Annotated in this window: 14 protein-coding genes, 1 riboswitch and 1 other annotated feature; of the genes, 7 read left to right on the top strand and 7 right to left on the bottom strand. The window is 38.3% G+C overall.

Going from position 1 to position 17,870, the window contains the following annotated elements; genetic code table 11:
* The first annotated feature begins 104 nt into the window (after positions 1–104).
* The 4 genes from ACQKOG_RS22250 (at position 105) to trpB (ending at position 3,173) form a co-directional block, all read left to right on the top strand.
* Positions 105–350 carry a hypothetical protein gene (locus ACQKOG_RS22250; RefSeq protein WP_370082832.1) on the top strand — a complete coding sequence of 82 codons (246 nt, stop codon included), beginning with the start codon at positions 105–107 and terminating at the stop codon, positions 348–350.
* 72 nt (positions 351–422) lie between these two features.
* Positions 423–818, top strand: a complete 396-nt coding sequence (locus tag ACQKOG_RS22245) for a DUF1259 domain-containing protein (RefSeq protein WP_370082834.1) — start codon at positions 423–425, stop codon at positions 816–818.
* Positions 819–1,121: 303 nt separating this feature from the next.
* Positions 1,122–1,166: riboswitch (PreQ1 riboswitch) on the top strand.
* Positions 1,167–1,172: 6 nt separating this feature from the next.
* Positions 1,173–1,655, top strand: a complete 483-nt coding sequence (locus ACQKOG_RS22240; RefSeq protein WP_370082836.1) for a QueT transporter family protein — start codon at positions 1,173–1,175, stop codon at positions 1,653–1,655.
* A gap of 93 nt (positions 1,656–1,748) precedes the next feature.
* Positions 1,749–1,949: a binding site (T-box leader), on the top strand.
* Between the two features lie 60 nt (positions 1,950–2,009).
* Positions 2,010–3,173, top strand: coding sequence for a tryptophan synthase subunit beta (gene trpB / locus ACQKOG_RS22235; protein ID WP_370082838.1), 1,164 nt, complete (start codon positions 2,010–2,012; stop codon positions 3,171–3,173).
* 43 nt (positions 3,174–3,216) lie between these two features.
* Here trpB and ACQKOG_RS22230 read toward each other — a convergent pair whose 3' ends face one another.
* The gene (locus ACQKOG_RS22230) at positions 3,217–4,842 is read right to left on the bottom strand and encodes a long-chain fatty acid--CoA ligase (RefSeq protein WP_370082840.1); all 1,626 of its coding nucleotides are present in this window, start codon (positions 4,840–4,842) and stop codon (positions 3,217–3,219) included.
* A gap of 296 nt (positions 4,843–5,138) precedes the next feature.
* On the opposite strand from ACQKOG_RS22230, the gene ACQKOG_RS22225 reads away from it, so the two are divergent.
* A complete protein-coding gene (locus ACQKOG_RS22225) occupies positions 5,139–6,134 on the top strand; it encodes a serine hydrolase domain-containing protein (protein ID WP_427448279.1) in 996 nt (331 codons plus the stop codon).
* A 352-nt stretch (positions 6,135–6,486) separates the two neighbouring features.
* Here the strand turns inward: ACQKOG_RS22225 and ACQKOG_RS22220 are convergent, their stop codons facing one another.
* Positions 6,487–7,440 (bottom strand): L-threonine 3-dehydrogenase, encoded by a 954-nt coding sequence (locus ACQKOG_RS22220; RefSeq protein ID WP_370082844.1) that lies wholly within the window; start codon positions 7,438–7,440, stop codon positions 6,487–6,489.
* A 323-nt stretch (positions 7,441–7,763) separates the two neighbouring features.
* Positions 7,764–9,437 carry a methyl-accepting chemotaxis protein gene (locus ACQKOG_RS22215; RefSeq protein WP_370082846.1) on the bottom strand — a complete coding sequence of 558 codons (1,674 nt, stop codon included), beginning with the start codon at positions 9,435–9,437 and terminating at the stop codon, positions 7,764–7,766.
* A gap of 392 nt (positions 9,438–9,829) precedes the next feature.
* On the opposite strand from ACQKOG_RS22215, the gene ACQKOG_RS22210 reads away from it, so the two are divergent.
* Positions 9,830–10,999: an FtsW/RodA/SpoVE family cell cycle protein gene (locus ACQKOG_RS22210; RefSeq protein ID WP_370082848.1), complete on the top strand. Its 1,170-nt coding sequence runs from the start codon at positions 9,830–9,832 to the stop codon at positions 10,997–10,999.
* A 168-nt stretch (positions 11,000–11,167) separates the two neighbouring features.
* Here ACQKOG_RS22210 and ACQKOG_RS22205 read toward each other — a convergent pair whose 3' ends face one another.
* Genes ACQKOG_RS22205 through ACQKOG_RS22195 form a run of 3 tightly spaced genes read right to left on the bottom strand, consistent with a single transcriptional unit; the run spans position 11,168 to position 15,508 of the window.
* Complete coding sequence (locus tag ACQKOG_RS22205) at positions 11,168–12,520, bottom strand: aspartate aminotransferase family protein (RefSeq protein ID WP_427448278.1); 1,353 nt, start codon at positions 12,518–12,520, stop codon at positions 11,168–11,170.
* Between the two features lie 24 nt (positions 12,521–12,544).
* Positions 12,545–14,074 carry a CoA-acylating methylmalonate-semialdehyde dehydrogenase gene (locus ACQKOG_RS22200; RefSeq protein WP_427448277.1) on the bottom strand — a complete coding sequence of 510 codons (1,530 nt, stop codon included), beginning with the start codon at positions 14,072–14,074 and terminating at the stop codon, positions 12,545–12,547.
* A 24-nt stretch (positions 14,075–14,098) separates the two neighbouring features.
* On the bottom strand, positions 14,099–15,508 hold the full coding sequence (locus ACQKOG_RS22195; protein WP_370082854.1) for an amino acid permease: 1,410 nt from the start codon (positions 15,506–15,508) through the stop codon (positions 14,099–14,101).
* A gap of 226 nt (positions 15,509–15,734) precedes the next feature.
* Between ACQKOG_RS22195 and ACQKOG_RS22190 the strand changes: the two genes are divergently transcribed.
* Positions 15,735–17,303: a PucR family transcriptional regulator gene (locus tag ACQKOG_RS22190; protein ID WP_370082856.1), complete on the top strand. Its 1,569-nt coding sequence runs from the start codon at positions 15,735–15,737 to the stop codon at positions 17,301–17,303.
* 3 nt (positions 17,304–17,306) lie between these two features.
* Here the strand turns inward: ACQKOG_RS22190 and ACQKOG_RS22185 are convergent, their stop codons facing one another.
* Complete coding sequence (locus ACQKOG_RS22185; protein WP_427448276.1) at positions 17,307–17,717, bottom strand: hypothetical protein; 411 nt, start codon at positions 17,715–17,717, stop codon at positions 17,307–17,309.
* Between the last annotated feature and the right edge of the window lie 153 nt (positions 17,718–17,870).

Genomic DNA, 17,870 nt, shown 5'->3' with positions numbered 1-17,870 from the left:
GCGACTATCTCCTATAGGAAATCCAACAGATTCCCCAGTTGTCCGGATCAACTGGAAATTCTATCGGAAAGAGCTCTTACTACTAATATACGAGGAGGATTACCATGAACAATGAAGATATCGATTTAAATCAACCTTCTGAAAAGCAAAATGCAAATATAGGAGATATTGACACAATCATTTCTGATCTTTGTGACAGTCTATTCGCATTTGCTCTAGATTTTGCCTTAAATGCCTTGGAATATACAAAAGATTTAGATGGAGAATTAGAATATTCGGATGAATTCAAAAAACAACTAGACGATATAATTTTTGAAATAGGAGAAATTAAAAATGTTTTAGATGAATAATTTCAATCAGAGACCTCTACTACTTTCGCTCCAAGGCATCCTCATTAAATTAAAAAAAGCAGAGGTGTCTAAATGCAAAGCTTTCAAGATATGTGTACAAAATTTGCTCAGATTGCCAACGGAAAAGCTTCAACGGAACATGGTGTATGCTCAGTAAAACTTAATCGAAATCTTAATGTTATGATTCAAGGTCGCCCAAGTCGTAGTGCACTTCATGCTGGGATAACATTCGAATCACTTGATATATATGGAAATGCACTTAACTTAGGTGAAGTTGTAGTACTTCAAGAGGAATTACCTCCATTTGTTAAGGTACTTGCAGAAAATAATTTGATTATAAGTGCTGTTCATAATCACTGGATCTATTCAGACCCAGTTATTTTATACGTTCACTTTCAATCAATAGAGCCCCCATTAATCTTTGCCCAAAAATTTGCCCAAGCATTTAGTGTTTTAAAAAACTACTGATAACTACACTTGTTAAAAGAACTGCTTAGAACAGTTCTTTTTAATTTAACTGGATAAATCACTCATTTTTTATTTTTCACAGTTGCTTCTCATCTATAGACCAATTTCATTCCAACTGTAAAGAAGCAAGTGTACAAGCCCCCTTCTTATGTATTCAAAATTCGAATCCGGTCAAACACACACCTATCTAACTAATGAGCAACGAACAAGAGCTAAATATTACCTTTAGCACTATGAATTTCTGCGTTTTTTTTACTCATCGCTATTTACAAGTAAGCTTGAACATTGATATGATTGCATTTGCTTCACGTGGTTCGTAACCATCCCACGTAAAAAAACTAAGGAGAAATGAATATGAAAATAAAATTTTTAGCAACGAGCGGCATTATTGCAGCTCTCTACATTGCTGTTACATTATTAGTCGGATCATTTGGCTTTACAGAGGTGCAGTTCCGTCTATCCGAAATGTTTAACCATTTGGTTGCCTTTAACCCTCGTTTTGCCGTTGGGATTATTATTGGTGTATTTATCTCCAACATATTTTCACCACTCGGTATCTACGATTTAATTTTTGGTGTCGCCCATTCGATGATTACCCTTGGGTTGTTCATTCTTATTTGTAAATTTGTCAAAAATATTTGGGCACGTTTAGTCATCAATACATTTTTATTTACATGTACTATGTTTATCATTGCATTTGAATTGAACTTAGCATTAGAACTACCATTCTTCTGGACATGGTTAACTGTTGCTGCAGGTGAATTTGTTGTCTTAGCGGTCGGTGCACCGATTATGTATACATTGAATAAACGCTTAAACTTCAAAAATTTAATTTAATTTAAAAGACGGATCTTATTAGATTCGTTTTTTTATTTTCTTGGCACCAAGATATCTTGACACTATTCCGAAAATACTTTACAATTCATTTCAATAAATGCTAAGAAAAAGAATAGTAGCAAGCGGTCGTACTTAAAGAGAGCTGATGGTTGGTGCAAATCAGTAGTACATACTTGTGAATGGGCTTTGGAGCAGCCTCATCAAAAGTGAGGACGAATTTACTCCCCGTTATCGGAGTACGAAAGCGCGCAATTTTTGCGAATGAAGGTGGCACCACGGTTACTCGTCCTTTTTACAGAAGGATTGTAGTGACTTTTTTTTATGGAAAAATTAGATAAGAGGAGTCGAGAGAAGATGAGTATAGTAGTAGAGAAAAAAGGATATTTCGGTGAATTTGGCGGTAGCTTTGTTCCTGATGAGCTTCAAAGTGTATTAAATATTTTAGATGGAAACTTCCAAAAATATAAAGACGATGAAGACTTTAATAAAGAGCTAGATTATTATTTCCATGAATATGTTGGGCGCAAATCTCCACTTTATTTTGCTGAAAATTTAACAAAACAATTAGGTGGCGCAAAAATTTTTTTAAAGCGTGAAGATCTTAACCATACAGGTTCACATAAAATTAATAACGTTCTTGGACAGATTTTATTGGCAAAGCGCATGGGTGCTAATCGTGTGATCGCCGAAACAGGTGCAGGTCAGCATGGTGTAGCAACAGCAACTGCTTGTGCAATGTTCGGGATGGATTGCACAATTTATATGGGCTTAGAAGATACCAAGCGCCAAGCATTAAACGTCTTCCGTATGGAGCTACTTGGTGCCAAGGTAGTAGCCGTTGATAAAGGTCAGGGGCGACTAAAGGATGCAGTGGATGCAGCATTTGCTGATTTAGTTGAAAACTACGAGACGACTTTCTATTTACTAGGTTCTGCTGTTGGACCTCACCCATTCCCTTCAATGGTCAAGCATTTCCAATCAGTCATTAGCCGTGAAAGTCGTGAACAAATTTTAGAAAAAGAAGGAAAGCTACCAGCAGCAGTACTTGCTTGCGTCGGTGGGGGTAGTAATGCGATCGGTGCCTTTGCAGAATATATTGCAGATGAAAATGTTCGCCTTATCGGCATTGAACCAGATAAAGCAGCAACATTAAATGAAGGAACACCGGGTGAATTACACGGCTTCAAATGTTTGGTACTGCAAGATGCAGAGGGCAATCCGCTACCAACCTATTCGATTGCCGCTGGACTAGATTATCCTGGAGCTGGTCCAGAGCACAGCTATTTAAAAACAACTGGTCGTGGAGAATATGTAACAGTGACGAATGAAGAAGTGCTTGAAGCATTCCAAGTGCTGTCAAAGGTTGAAGGAATTATTCCTGCACTTGAAAGCTCCCACGCAGTTGCTCATGCACTAAAACTTGCGCCAACACTATCTCCGGAAGAGAGCATTATTATCAATATTTCCGGGCGTGGAGACAAAGACGTGGAACAAGTATTCCAAATGTTAAGTAGATAACAAAATGAAAGAGCGACTTCCTTTATGGAAATCGCTCTTTTAACTATACGAATGAAGCTAATTTCGGATAAATTTCTGCCACATTATCTCGAAGCTTGGCTTTCAGAAACTTTCCAACTGATGTTTTTGGAATTTCATCTAAAAATACCACATCATCTGGTACCCACCATTTTGCAAATTGACTTTCTAAAAATGCCAGAAGCTCCTCTTCACTTGCTGACATTCCTTCCTTCAATACTACACAAGCTAGCGGGCGTTCTTGCCATTTAACATGCGGAATTGCAATAACTGCTGCCTCCAAAACTGCATCATGGGTCATTAACGCATTTTCTAAATCCACCGAGGAGATCCACTCCCCACCCGATTTAATTAAATCCTTAGTACGATCCGTTATTTTGATAAAGCCATCCTCTGTTCGTACCGCAATGTCCCCTGTATATAGCCAGCCACCTCGATACGCATCATTTGTACGTTCATCACGATAGTACTCGTGTGAAATCCATGGACCTCGAAGACGTAACTCACCCATTGTCTCTCCGTCCCATGGCACTTCTCCATGGTCATTAATAATACTCGATTCAATACCGGCCATCGTCATTCCTTGCATTGCTCGCGATTCAATACGCTTTTCAATTGGCCATTCATCCATCCAAGACATATAATTTGATAATGCTACAATCGGCGTTGTTTCAGTCATTCCATACACGACGATATATGGAATTCCATACTGCTCTTCAAATGTACGAATAAGTCGAGTAGGTGAAGCAGAGCCACCGCAACAAATAGCTCGTAGCGAACTTATATCTCGCTCACGCTTCTCTTGTTCCTGTAACGCGCCAATCCAAATTGTCGGCACTCCAGCTGTTAATGTAATCTTCTCCTGCTCCACTAAATCCAAAATGATTGCCGATGTGAATTGTGGACCAGGCAATACTTGTGTAGCACCCACATTGACACTTGCAAACGGTAAGCCCCATGCATTTGCATGAAACATTGGCACAATCGGCATCACGACGTCACGTTCAGAAATGCCCATTGAATCAGACATACTGAGCATCATACTATGTAGCACTAAACCTCGATGTGAATAAACAACCCCTTTTGGATTTCCTGTTGTAGCACTTGTATAGCACATACCAGCAGGCTCCTCTTCCCCGATATCTTCTGGGAACTCATAGTTTTCATCTGCTGCTGCTAATAAATCCTCATACGATAATGCATTCGGTAATGTCGTTTCTGGCAAAGTATCCTCATCCGTCATAATAATATAATGTTTCACTGTCTTAAGCTCAGGCGCAATGTTTTCAATAATTGGTAGCAAATCCACATCAATCATTAAAATCTCATCTTCTGCATGATTAATAATATAAATTAAATGCTCTTCTGATAAACGAATATTCACCATGTGTAAAATAGCGCCAGAACACGGTACCGCAAAATAAGCCTCTAAGTGGCGATGCTGGTTCCAGGCAAAGGAGCCAATTTTCATTCCTCTTGTCATCCCCAGCTTTGTAAGCGCATCTGCTAAGCGACGTGTCCTTTTCGCCCATTCTCCATATGTTAAACGGTGAATCTTTTGTGGGCTCGTCCGTGAAATAATAGTCTTTCTAGCAAAATAGCTTTCTGCTCGTTTAAAAAAGTTTGTTAATACTAACGGCGTCTGCATCATATAAACCATCCATCCCTTCGTCTTGTGAACTCCCTTTGTATAACCTTTGTGAAATATTAACAGCTAATTTAATTGAATACTATTAATATTTTGAATATGATTATAGTAGAAAATTATAAATTAAGCTATATATTCCAATAATTTTCTTTTTATTGTTAACTTTTTCTAAAATAACTCATTCACATACGTGGGGTTGATTTCGGTTCCGGCTGGGCCTTTCCTGGAGCGTTGGAGGGAATAATGAATAAAATTAACACTTGCATACATCAATATAAGTTTACTTAAAGGAGAGAGTAATGATGGGGTTTGACGAATGTATTAACGAAGATTTTAGTGGGGTCATATCAGTCACTCAAAATGGTAAAAATGTATACCGTAAAGCCTTTGGATACGCAGATTTACCAAATAAAGTATCAAACGAGATTGATACGAAGTTTGCAACAGCCTCAGCAGGAAAAGTATTTGTTGCCATAGCCATTTTGCAATTGATTGAACAAAGTCGATTATCTTTTGATAGTTGTATTGGGGACATCTTGAATTTTGATTTAAAGAATATTGATCCTCATATCACCATCAGGCAGTTGCTTAATCATACATCGGGAATACCCGACTATTTTGATGAGTCTGTCATGAAAGATTATGACGAACTATGGATAGATTACCCCAATTATAAAATTCGCACATCATCGGATATCATTCCATTATTTATACATAAGCCGATGATGTATCCTACAGGAGATAGATTTCAATACAATAATACAGGATTTGTTGTTCTTGGTCTTATTGTTGAGGCCATTACTGGCTCTTCATTTGATGTATATCTTAATGAACATGTTTTTATTCCTTGCGGTATGTTGAATACGGGGTATTATGAACTGGACAGATTGCCTGCTCAATGTGCGAACGGATATGTATATGATGACAGCAGGCAAGAGTTTTATACCAATATTTACAGTGTTGACGTAAAAGGAACAGGAGCAGGAGGAGCATTTACTACTGTAATCGATATTGAAAAGTTCTGGGCCAGTCTGATAAAGGGTCAATTGATATCGAAGGAAATGTTAAAAGAAATGTTAACTCCTCAAGTGAAAGAAGAATGCTATGGGTATGGGATTTGGCTGGATAAAAAAGAAGAAGGCATGTTTGATTACCACTTTGAAGGCTGCGACCCTGGTATAAGTTTTTATAGTTCATACGACAAACAACAAGATTTACTTATCACATTGGTAAGCAATTTTGGGTGTAACGTATGGAAAGTTTTCAGAGATATCAAAGGTTTGATCAAACGGTAAATACAACTATATTTTAACCCCGCCCTAAATTTAGGACGGGGTTATGCTTGTTTTAGGTTTTTAAAAATAAATAACTTTATTGTCTTTCACACAACGTAACGGCAACAAAAGGTTTTATCTGTGCGATAGCGAAGCGACAGCAACAAAAGGTTTTATCTGTGCGATAGCGCAACATGAGGTTGGTTGGTCATCTGTGACGCTAATCCCAAGGTTCGCCCAGCCTTCATATCCAATCAACTTATATACACGGTATACGTTTAGCAAGTGTCATTCCAATTTTAAGTGATTGCCCGTCAAAATAAAAAAAGACGAAGAAAACTAAATTCTTCGTCCGATTTTTAGGATTATTTGTTTATGAACAAGCTTTTGTTTGTAGCTTGATTTTTAATTTTTCTAGCATATCAACTGTCATTTTTGCTAGATCATACTGTGCTTTAAAGCCCCATTCTTTTTGTGCCGCTTCTATATTTAAAGAATTAGGCCAGCTATCTGCTATCGCTTGACGTACTGGATCTACATGATAATCCATACGGAAATGTGGCAAATGCTTTTTAATTTCCGCCGCAATCTCAGATGGCTCGAAGCTCATTGCAGTGATATTAAAGGCATTGCGATGAATTAGTTTGCTACTATCGGCTTCCATTACATCTACAATAGCTTGCAATGCATCTGGCATGTACATCATGTCCATGTACGTACCTTCTTGAATATAAGATGTATACTTCCCTTGCTTAATCGCTTCGTAGAAGATCTCTACTGCATAGTCTGTCGTACCACCTCCTGGAGGAGTTACGTATGAAATTAACCCAGGGAAGCGTACACCACGAGTATCTACGCCAAAACGATCGAAATAATAATCACATAATAGCTCACCAGCAACTTTATTTACCCCATACATTGTTGTTGGACGCTGTAATGTATCCTGTGGCGTGTTATCCTTCGGTGTCGACGGACCGAACGCGCCTATTGAACTCGGCGTAAAAAATTGCAAATTTAACTCACGTGAAACCTCTAACGCATTCATTAAACCACCCATATTTAAATTCCACGCTAGTAACGGATTTTTTTCTGCTGTTGCTGATAATAACGCCGCTAAATGCATCATCGTATCTGCACCAAAATCCTTCGCTAAATCATGCATTCTTTGTCCATCCGTCACGTCCAATACTTCAAACGGGCCCTTAGAATGCTCAAGCTTCCGGATATCTGTCGCTAATACATTGTCCTCTCCATAAATACTACGAAGTTTTTCTACAAGCTCAGAACCTATTTGACCTAGTGCTCCTGTAACCATTATCTTTTTCATTTCTCCAAACCTCCACCTGTGAACAATTGTACTTTCTGAAAGTACAATAATATATAACTAAACATTGGTTTAATAACACTTCTGATAAATTTCATTATATAGTGTTCATATTAAAAATACAACCGCAATATTTCCAATTTTTAAAAACAGAGCGTAAAATCCTTTATCATTAGTATATGAGGCCTATAAAATATTGTGCTAGAAAAACAAACAAAATACATATGTACGTCTCAAAAGTACATTTATAAGCAATTTTAATTTTGTTTGATACTAATCAAAAAAAGAACCTTCTTTGTATGCAAAGAAAGGTCCGTTTGTTCATATTAAATTGAGAAACGCTTTACGGCTATTTGTAAAACTTTTGATACCTTATGTAACTCTTTAATATAATCATGGAATTGCTGCTGTGCGGTTAATTGATCGGCTGTTAAAGTAGCTACATGTTTAGTGGATGCTGCATTCGTATCAGAAAATGATGTTAACATTACTGCATCTTCATTAACCTTTTTCGTATGGTTGGCAATTTCTTGAATGGTTGCAGATACTTCCATTATATATGGCTTCATTGTATGTACTTTTTCTAAAATTTGATTGAAGCTTGTTGCCGTATCTCCTGTAACCTGCACACCCTTTTCAGTTGCGACTAACACACCCTCCATCATTTGCACAGCATAGCTAGAATCTAAATGAATATTTTGTACAATGGACGTAATCGTTTGGGTTGAATGAACTGTTTGCTCAGCAAGCTTGCGAACTTCATTGGCCACCACCGCAAATCCTTTACCATGCTCCCCTGCTCTAGCAGCCTCAATAGATGCATTTAAGGCTAGGAGGTTTGTTTGCGCGGTAATTTTTTCAATCACTTCAATCATTTGATCGATTGTAGCTGCTCTCTCTACAAGATTAAAAATGGCCGTATTCGATTTTTCAACCGCAAGTTTAATAGCCTGTATTTGAGTTAAATTCGCCTGTACAATTTCCGTACCACTTTCTGCATCACGCGCAGTTTTATGAGCAAAATTTTCAACAACCTGCACTTTTTCTAAAATTACTTGCACACCATTTAGCACTTCCTCTAGAGATGCTGTATTGGAAGCTAATTTTTTAGTAGAAGCAGCAGTTGAATCTGAAATAGATTGCACATCCTTTGCAATTTTTTGCGTCGTATTAGACGATTGCTCGGAAGATTCCTGCAGTTTCCCAGTCATTTCTTCAACTTCATGTGCACTATTTGATACTGTATGAAGTAGTCTTTTCACCTCTGTTGCCATCTGATTGTAAGACAATACTACCTCGCCAAGCTCATCCTGCGCCACATAACTGGCATTCGCTGTGAAATCGCCCTGCTCCGCTCGCTTTAATAATGACTTCAATTGACGTGTTGGTATATTCACAGCTTTTGTTGCTATAAATCCTATACATATTACTAACAAAACAACAAATAAACATACTCCTCCTAATAACCAATAACCAAATTGCACATCTTTCTGGTATGCCTGTTGCTGTTCATTAGCTCTCTGAACCAAATAGCTTTGAGTTTCTTCTAATAATGAATGACTTTGCTGGCTTACAGATAAATAAGACTGACCATAAAATTGTTGCTGTTCATTTTGGCCCAATTGTTTATAGTTATTAATCAATTCCACCTGCTGTGCTAGTAAGGTCTTATATTTCTTCATCTGATGGTTCGTCTTTTGATCAATTTCTAGACTTTCTAAATGATTTAATGGCTGCTCAGCGTTTTTTAAAATGACAGTCATTTCTTGATAAGCTCCGGCTGAATCCACTAAATAATCTAATTGTCGCTGTGATTCCTCTAGTTCATTTAACCACCCAATTGGTACAAGCCCTTCAGTATAACTTTCACTTGCATGCCATGACATTTTCCGTAAATAATCAACACTAAAAACACCTAGCAATACATTCGATAGTACACAAACAATCATCAGTATAAGTAACTTGTCCTTCACCATTATGTATCGAAAAAAATGCATCATCTTTGGCCCCTTCTCCAACTCTTACCAATAATAATAGTATGAAGATATAAAGCCAGTGTTATATTTTTGTAAAGATTGCACGAAGAGTTGCAAAACTATATCGATTTATCCCAACACAAAGTTATCATATTAACAACACATCCTGTTACTGCGTTTTGCTTCCGCATATAACACAGTCGTAACCTAAAGAGCTCCCATCAGAAGAGCTCAAGAAATAAACCAAACGTGATTGTAGCAATTCATAAATCTACTCATATAGAATCAAATGTAAAATTAATATATTAGTAAAATTGGTTTATGATTTGTAATTTTTGTAATACTTATTTAACTTGCAACCTTCTGTATTTCCTTATCGTTGTCTATTAATAGTGTGGTAAAAAGGAGGTGTTTGAATGTTACAAATCAAAAAATTAGATAAAAGTTTAGTTATTAGCTTGGCATTGCTCGGTATCATTAGTTGTCTTTTTGTTCATTCCAGTAGTACGGTGTTCGAGCAGTATACAAGCTCGTTTATTATAAAGCAGTTTTTTTATTACCTAATCGGATTTTTAGTTATGTATGGAGTAGCAATGCTTGATATTGAACAACTACAAAAAATTGGCTGGCCGTTTTATTGGGCGATGGTCTTGTTAACATTTGCTTTATTTATTGCACCCGAAAGTATAGCTCGGACTGTTAATGAGGCGAAGCGTTGGTACCAAATTCCAGTGTTAGGATCATTTCAGCCGTCGGAGTTTTTAAAGTTCGCACTTTTAATTGTTGTCAGTAAGGTCATTGTTGCACATCGAGAGAAATATGTGCGCCCTACCTTTTTAACGGATATGCGGCTACTCTTAATCATTGCTATTATCACTCTTCCCCCTATGCTTGCTGTTTACAAGCAACCTGATACGGGCATGGTCATGCTTTATATGTCGATGATTGTACCGATGATTTTCTTTTCAGGTATACAAAAAAAATTGCTAATAATCTTTACAGCCATTCCAGTATCAATTCTCAGCGTTGTGGCTATTCTATATGTAAAATTTAATGAATTTTTTACAGACAAAATATTAAATAAAATGTCAGGGCATCAGATTTCTCGAATTAATGGATGGTTGCAGCCTAATGAATATCCGGACTCATCTTTTCAAACAAGGCAGGGATTTTCAGCAATTGGTACAGGACAGTTTACCGGAAAAGGTTACATGAACAATAATGTCTATGTCGTGGAAAAGCATACCGATTTCATTTTTGCCAACATTGCTGAAGAGGTCGGGTTCATTGGAGCGGCATTTGTTATTACTCTTTTATTTTTTGTTATTTACCGTATTGTTCTCATTACAGTAGAAGCACAGGACCCATTTATGACGCTGATGGGAGCTGGTATTTCTAGTTTATTAGCCTTCCAAATTACACAAAATATCGGTATGACCATTGGACTTTTACCTGTAACAGGTATGACTTTGCCATTTTTAAGCTATGGCGGAAGTTCACTCATATCCAATTTCATGTTAATGGGCATTGTGATGATTATCTACAATTCTTATAGCGGCTATATGTTTAAAACAACAAAGGAGTAAGGTGAAGGTGTGTATGGATGATACTTTAAAAAAGAGAATTTTATTGTTACTGTTCCTAACAGGAGTTGTTTTGTTCATACTCATAGTTCGCCTTGCATTTCTTATGCTGTAAGATAATCAAAAAGCTGTCTCAAAAGTTTTACTATGACTTTTGAGACAGCTTTTTATTTAAATTTTATGAATACTATCAATAACAGCTTTTATAATTGTATCAAGATCCTCTTGTACAATATTAAGTGGTGGAGATAATGTTAATACGTTATTGAAGCCTGCAACAGTGGCACCATTTTTACCGATAATAACACCCTGCTCCTTACATGCCGCAATAACAGCATTTACTTTATCTACTGGTAAAGGCTCTTTCGATGTTTTATCTGACACTAACTCGATGCCAATTAATAAACCTTTGCCTCGAACATTTCCAACATTCGGGTGATTACTCAATGCTTGCTGAAGTGCTTGCAGAGTAGCAGCTCCAACCTGACTTGATCTTTCAAATAATGCTTCTTGCTGAAGAATTTCAATATTTTTTAATGCGACCGCACATGCGACTGGTGATCCACCAAATGTATTGACATGACGGAAATAACCGTATGCATCAGACTCGGTAAATGCCTCATAAATTTCCCGTTTTACCGCTGTAGCTGATAATGGTAAATAGGCACTTGTAATTCCTTTGGCCATCGTAATAATATCTGGTTTAACACCGTAGTTCATAAATCCAAATGGCTTACCTGTTCGACCAAAGCCACAAATTACTTCGTCTACAATCATTAAAGCTCCATGTTTTTTACACACTTCTTCAATGCCCCTTAAATAGTTCTCCGGAGGCATAATGACGCCCCCACCTGTAATAATTGGCTCTAAAATCATAGCGGCTACTGTTTCACTTAGCTCCCATGTCATCGTCTTATCTACAGCCTTGACGCTTGCTAAATCTACCGGGGCAAGTGTATCACTTTCATGTTCACGATATTGATCAGGTGGTGCTACATGGATAAAACCGGGAGATAGTGGTTCATATTTATATTTTCGTTCCGCTTGCCCAGTCGCAGCCAATGCTCCAAAAGAACTTCCGTGGTATGCACGGTAGCGAGAAACAATCTTATAGCGAGAGCTTTCCCCTTTTTGTTGATGATACTGACGCGCAATTTTAAACGCAGTTTCGTTAGCCTCTGACCCACTATTAGAGAAGAAAATAACATAATCTCCACCAAGCATTTCATTAATCTTTTCAGCCAGTTCAACTGCTGGTAAATGTCCCTGCGATAAAGGAGCATACGCATTTTTCATCATCTGCTCATGTGCAACATCTGCTAATTCCTTACGTCCATAACCCACATTTACACACCACAATCCCGCCATTGCATCAATATATTCAACGCCATCTGTATCAACAATCCTCGCACCATTTGATTTTTCTACTACATAGGTTGCTTGTGGATTGTAGGGTTTCATTGAATGCCATACATATTGTTCATCTTTCTTTAAAATATCACTTTGAAGATTTACTTGAACCATATCTATACACCCCTTTATGTTTTTTCACTTATTCGCATCGTTATTGCTTGGGAACGCAAATGAACTTGTCGTATCCTCTGTTTCATCTGGCCAGCGTTCAGAAATCGTTTTTGCTTTCGTAAAGAATCGTGCTTGGTCTGGTCCAAACATATGCCCTTCGCCAAACTTAGAGCGCTTCCATCCGCCAAAATTGTGATAGCCAACTGGAATCGGAATCGGAACATTAACGCCTACCATGCCTACTTCAATTTCTTCTTGGAATTTGCGCGCCGCCGAACCGCTACCCGTAAACATCGTGACACCATTTCCAAGTTCGTGATCATTAATCAAATCAATAGCTTCTTGTAAGGTTTCAACGCCTACAACAATACGTGCAGGGCCAAATACCTCCTCTTTAAAAATAGTCATTTCTGGAGTGACACTATTTAATAATGTCGGACCAAGATAAAAGCCTTTCGACGTTTCGCATATTTTCGGATTTCGACCATCCGTTACAAGATTAGCCCCTTCTGCAATAGCACCGTCGATATATCGAAGAATAGTCTCTTTTGATTGCTGCGTAATAACCGGGCCAAAGTCTACCTCGTCATCTGTATATGGACCAACCTTTAATTTTAAAATTTTCTCTTTTAATATCTCTGTAAAGCGTTGTTCAGTATCTTTCCCGACGACAATCGCTCCTGAAATAGCCATACAACGTTGGGACGCCGCTCCATAGGCTGCACCTAAAAAGGCATTAGCCGTTTGCTCTAGGTTTGCATCTGGCATGACAACCATAAAGTTCTTCCCGCCACCAAATGCAGCAACTCGTTTATTGTGCTTCGTCCCTGTTTGGTAAATATACTCCGCAACAGGTGTTGATCCAACAAATGAAATTGCTTGTATCTCTTTATTTTCAAGCAGTTCATTAACCGCTTCTTTATCACCATTCACGACTGTCCAAATTCCATCTGGCAGTCCTGCCTCTTTCCATAAGTTACTTAAATATAAGGCTGACATTGGCACACGCTCAGACGGTTTTAAAATAACTGCATTTCCTACCGCAACTGCCATACTTGTAATCGCCAGTGGCACCATAACAGGGAAATTAAATGGAGCAATGGTTGCAACAACTCCAAGTGGAGCTTTTGCAGAAAAGGCATTAATATCGCCGCCTACATTAACCGAGTATTCCCCTTTCAGCATTTGTGGGGCACTTATTGCCATATCTACAGATTCAATGCCACGAACAATTTCGCCCTTAGCATCTTCCTTCGTTTTCCCACTTTCCTCACAAATTATTTTGATAAGCTCATCTTGTCTTTCCACTAATAACTGACGGAAACGATGCAAAACCTCAACCCGTTTACCAATCGATGTCTTTTTCCATGCAGGGAAAGCTGCCTTCGCTTGCTGGATAGCCTGCTTCACCTCATCTCTAGTCGCTAACGGAACTTGCGCGATGACCTCTCCTGTTGTTGGATTATAAACTTCCGAGTAACAGCCACTAGTACCTGCTGTTTCAACCCCATTAATAAAATGTGATAGCGTTTTCACTTTTTGCTGAACTGTCATAATTTTCCCACTCCTCGTTTATTGTTATTCAAAATCCAATTTTTCCTTTTGAAAAATAGAACTTGCTTCATCTACTGGGTTAGGTGACTTTTTCTTTTGTGTAACTATATAGAAAATCATCACTACTGCCACTACAATACATGTAAATAAAATTTGAGAACGCATCGATTCAATAAAGAACATAGCGACTAGCAAAGCTGTGATAACCAATATTGTGAAATACGTTAAATATGGGAATAACCACATTTTCACTTTTAATAGCTCGGGATTTTCTTTCTCAATTTTCCGTCGCATTTTTAATTGTGAAAAAGCAATGATTAAGTAAAGAATCAACGTGATTGCACTACATGAACTAAGTAAAAACATAAATACTTTATCTGGTGAAACATAGTTCATAATAACGGCAATATAAGAGAAGAATGTCGCTGTTAATATGGCATTAACAGGTGCTCCCTTTTTATTTAATTTCAAAAATGCTTTTGGGGCCTCCCCTTTCTCCGCTAAAGAAAATACCATTCGAGATGTAGCGTAAAGCGCGGAGTTTAAGCACGATAAAACCGCTGTTAAAACAACAAAATTCATGATTTGCGCAGCTGCTGGAATACCGATATAATCCAAAACTGCTACATAGGGACTTGTTAAAATATCTGAGGAATGCCAAGGTAATAATGTGACAACTACCGTTATTGATCCAACGTAGAAAATCAAAATACGCCAAGTAATTGAATTTGTAGCTTTTGTCACCGCTGCTAACGGTTCGTCAGATTCCCCTGCTGCAATAGCAACAATCTCCGTTCCCATAAAGGAGAAAATAACAATCACTACGCCCATCAAGACAGCACCAAAACCATTTGGTAAAAAGCCACCCTCACCGATTAAATTGGCAGTACCTACTGCATCAAAATTAGGTGCGATACCGAAAATAATAAATGCACCAAGTGCCAAAAAAGCTATAATACTTGTAACCTTAATAAGAGAGAACCAATATTCAAATTCACCAAAAGCTTTTACGGAAACAACATTTGTTAAAGTAAGTGCTACGGTTAATAAAAGACTTAGTAGCCATAAAGGGATTCCATCATACCAATATTGAATAATCGCAGCTGCTGCTGTTGCCTCTAAAGCAATGGCGACAACCCAGAAAAACCAATATAACCAGCCAATCATAAAACCAGCCCACGGACCAATTGCTTCATGTGCATAATGCGCAAAAGATCCACTTGTTGGATTGACAGCTGCCATTTCTCCAAGCATTCGCATGACAAGAATAACGATAATGCCCGCAAAGATATAAGATAAAATTGCGCCAGGGCCGGCTAAGTTAATTACTGAGCCACTTCCCATAAATAGACCGGCTCCGATAACCCCCGCAATAGCGATCATCGTCATATGCCTTTTCTTTAACCCTCTTTGTAAATGCGTCTGTTGCTCCATATCAGCCCACCTCTTTTATTAGATTGGAATACCGCTTACAAAAATTTTACATGTTACATAGAAACGAAGTAATAGACAAACTGTAAAATTCTATGCATTTGTTTTAAACATAATGTAAAATAGACTAAACATTCTTAAAATATGATATTTCGGTTTATTTAAGCAAAAACAACGCATCAATAAGAAATCTAGAAAAAGGTCTATGTTAAAAGGAATGGGGATAAAAATGAGTCAATTTAAGCTTCAAGTGAAGGATGTGTTAGAAAATACATACTTCCAAAGTGCAGAGGTCGTAGCTGGTGAAGATGGCTTATTACGCATTGTAAAATGGGCCCATGTTATCGAAATTATACAAGTAGATAATTTTCTAGCTGGTGATGAATTAGTTTTAACAACAGGGATCAGCCTTCAGCACAGCATAGAGAACTTTATCTTTTTCGTAGAATCCTTAATCAAAAAAAATTGCGCGGCATTGTGCATTGAATACGGGACTTCCATACAAACCATCCCAGAAGTAATTGTAGCCCTTGCTAACCGTCACAGCTTCCCTATTATCGTTTTTCATGACACGGTTCCTTTCGTCCGTATTACACAAGATTTACATAGTCAAATTATGAACCAACAATATTTAATGATCTCTACTTTAGAATCCTACTCTCAAACATTAAATAAAAACGCTCTATTAGGGCAGACCTCAGAAGAAGTCTTACAAAATATGTATCATAAATTAAAGACACAAATTATCTTTTCTATTAAAGGTCGAGAGCCTATCTTTTTTCCAAACATCCCGCATCATAAGCGCCAACAACTTTTAACGATGAAAAAATCAGCACCAGTATTTAAAAATGAACCCATCTTTATTTTTGATCAACATTATGCAGATTTAACGCTCTTTAGAGAGGATGGTCTATTTTCGGAGTTCGAATTACTTATTTTAGATCGTACAGCTACTGCGTTAGCGCAGCTGTTAATGAGAGAATTTTATATTGAAGAAAAAAGGGACATTGAGGATGCCTCTATTTTAGCGGATTGGATCGATCAAAAACTATCGAAAGAGGAAATTTATAAATTTATCGTAACCCATCATTCTAACTATAAACTTACTAGCGGAGCCATTTTTATTTTAGCAACTCCTAATGCAATTTCTAAGGTGCAGGAGGATATTGTCTATAGTAAGCTCTACTATCGAAACCTTTTTGAGCAAAATGGATTTATAGCATTTTTATTCGAAAGAAAAAGCTATGTCATCTTTATTTTACTCCATAAGAAAGATAGCAAATCGAGTCGCGAAGTATTAAATACGTTAGTTTCTTCCGTTCAGAAAACCGATTTTTATAAAAAACAAATGGCACAAGGTTATCAAATCGCCATTGGCAAAGTCGTTGCAGACGTAGAAGAAATGCCAAAGAGCTATCAAACGGCACTCGAAACATTGTATATTTGCAGTAAAGTACAAACAACATCTTATTTTTACGATGATTTACATCTGTATCACCTCATCTATAAATTACAGATGCAAGTCAATTTACAGGAAGTGATTCAAGACTATTTACAGCCTGTCATTGAATACGACAAAAAATATAACAGTAAGCTATTAGAAACTCTGCAGGTATACTTACAAACGAATGGCTCCAAACAACAAACAGCCAACCAACTGTTCATCGTTCGCCAAACGCTCTACCATCGTTTAAAAAAGCTTGAAAGTCTCTTAGGAGAAAATTTCATGAAGGGCCATAATCGGATTACGCTTGAATTTATGTTGCTTGCTAATTCTTTAATTGAGGAGAAAAATTAATTTCTAGATGTTGATTGGGTTGGCGGCGTTGTTCGCGGGTTTAGCGGCGTTGGTCGCCGGGTTTGCGGCGTTGTTCGCCGGGTTTGCGGCGTTGTTCGCGGGTTTAGCAGCGATGTTCGCCGGGTTTGTGGCGTTGGTCGCCGGGTTGGCGGCGTTGGTCGCGGGTTTAGCAGCGTTGTTTGCCGGGTTTGTGGCGTTGTTCGCCGGGTTTGCGGCGTTGTTCGCCGGGTTTGCGGCGTTGTTCGCCGGGTTTGCGGCGTTGTTCGCCGGGTTTGCGGCGTTGTTCACCGGGTTTGCGGCGTTGTTCGCCGGGTTTGCGGCGTTGTTCGCGGGTTTAGCAGCGATGTTCGCCGGGTTTGTGGCGTTGGTCGCCGGGTTGGCGGCGTTGTTCGCCGGGTTGGCGGCGTTGTTCACCGGGTTGGCGGCGTTGGTCGCCTGGCGGCGTTGTTCACCGGATTGGCGGCGTTGTTCGCCGGGTTGGCGGCGTTGTTCACCGGGTTGGCGGCGTTGTTCGCGGGTTTAGCGGCGTTGTTCGCGGGTTTATCAGCGATGTTCGTAAGTTTATCA

Origin of the sequence: Lysinibacillus sp. NPDC093216 (genome assembly GCF_050280325.1) — a bacterium.
GTDB lineage: Bacteria > Bacillota > Bacilli > Bacillales_A > Planococcaceae > Lysinibacillus.
Note: the sequence above shows the minus strand (reverse complement) of the source record. Positions and strands in the feature narration are given on the sequence as shown.

Coding starts and splice junctions, on each gene's coding strand:
- ACQKOG_RS22250 (WP_370082832.1), top strand. CDS start 105: ATGAACAATGAAGATATCGATTTAAATCAACCTTCTGAAAAGCAAAAT.
- ACQKOG_RS22245 (WP_370082834.1), top strand. CDS start 423: ATGCAAAGCTTTCAAGATATGTGTACAAAATTTGCTCAGATTGCCAAC.
- ACQKOG_RS22240 (WP_370082836.1), top strand. CDS start 1,173: ATGAAAATAAAATTTTTAGCAACGAGCGGCATTATTGCAGCTCTCTAC.
- trpB (WP_370082838.1), top strand. CDS start 2,010: ATGAGTATAGTAGTAGAGAAAAAAGGATATTTCGGTGAATTTGGCGGT.
- ACQKOG_RS22230 (WP_370082840.1), bottom strand. CDS start 4,842: ATGATGCAGACGCCGTTAGTATTAACAAACTTTTTTAAACGAGCAGAA.
- ACQKOG_RS22225 (WP_427448279.1), top strand. CDS start 5,139: ATGATGGGGTTTGACGAATGTATTAACGAAGATTTTAGTGGGGTCATA.
- ACQKOG_RS22220 (WP_370082844.1), bottom strand. CDS start 7,440: ATGAAAAAGATAATGGTTACAGGAGCACTAGGTCAAATAGGTTCTGAG.
- ACQKOG_RS22215 (WP_370082846.1), bottom strand. CDS start 9,437: ATGATGCATTTTTTTCGATACATAATGGTGAAGGACAAGTTACTTATA.
- ACQKOG_RS22210 (WP_370082848.1), top strand. CDS start 9,830: ATGTTACAAATCAAAAAATTAGATAAAAGTTTAGTTATTAGCTTGGCA.
- ACQKOG_RS22205 (WP_427448278.1), bottom strand. CDS start 12,520: ATGGTTCAAGTAAATCTTCAAAGTGATATTTTAAAGAAAGATGAACAA.
- ACQKOG_RS22200 (WP_427448277.1), bottom strand. CDS start 14,074: ATGACAGTTCAGCAAAAAGTGAAAACGCTATCACATTTTATTAATGGG.
- ACQKOG_RS22195 (WP_370082854.1), bottom strand. CDS start 15,508: ATGGAGCAACAGACGCATTTACAAAGAGGGTTAAAGAAAAGGCATATG.
- ACQKOG_RS22190 (WP_370082856.1), top strand. CDS start 15,735: ATGAGTCAATTTAAGCTTCAAGTGAAGGATGTGTTAGAAAATACATAC.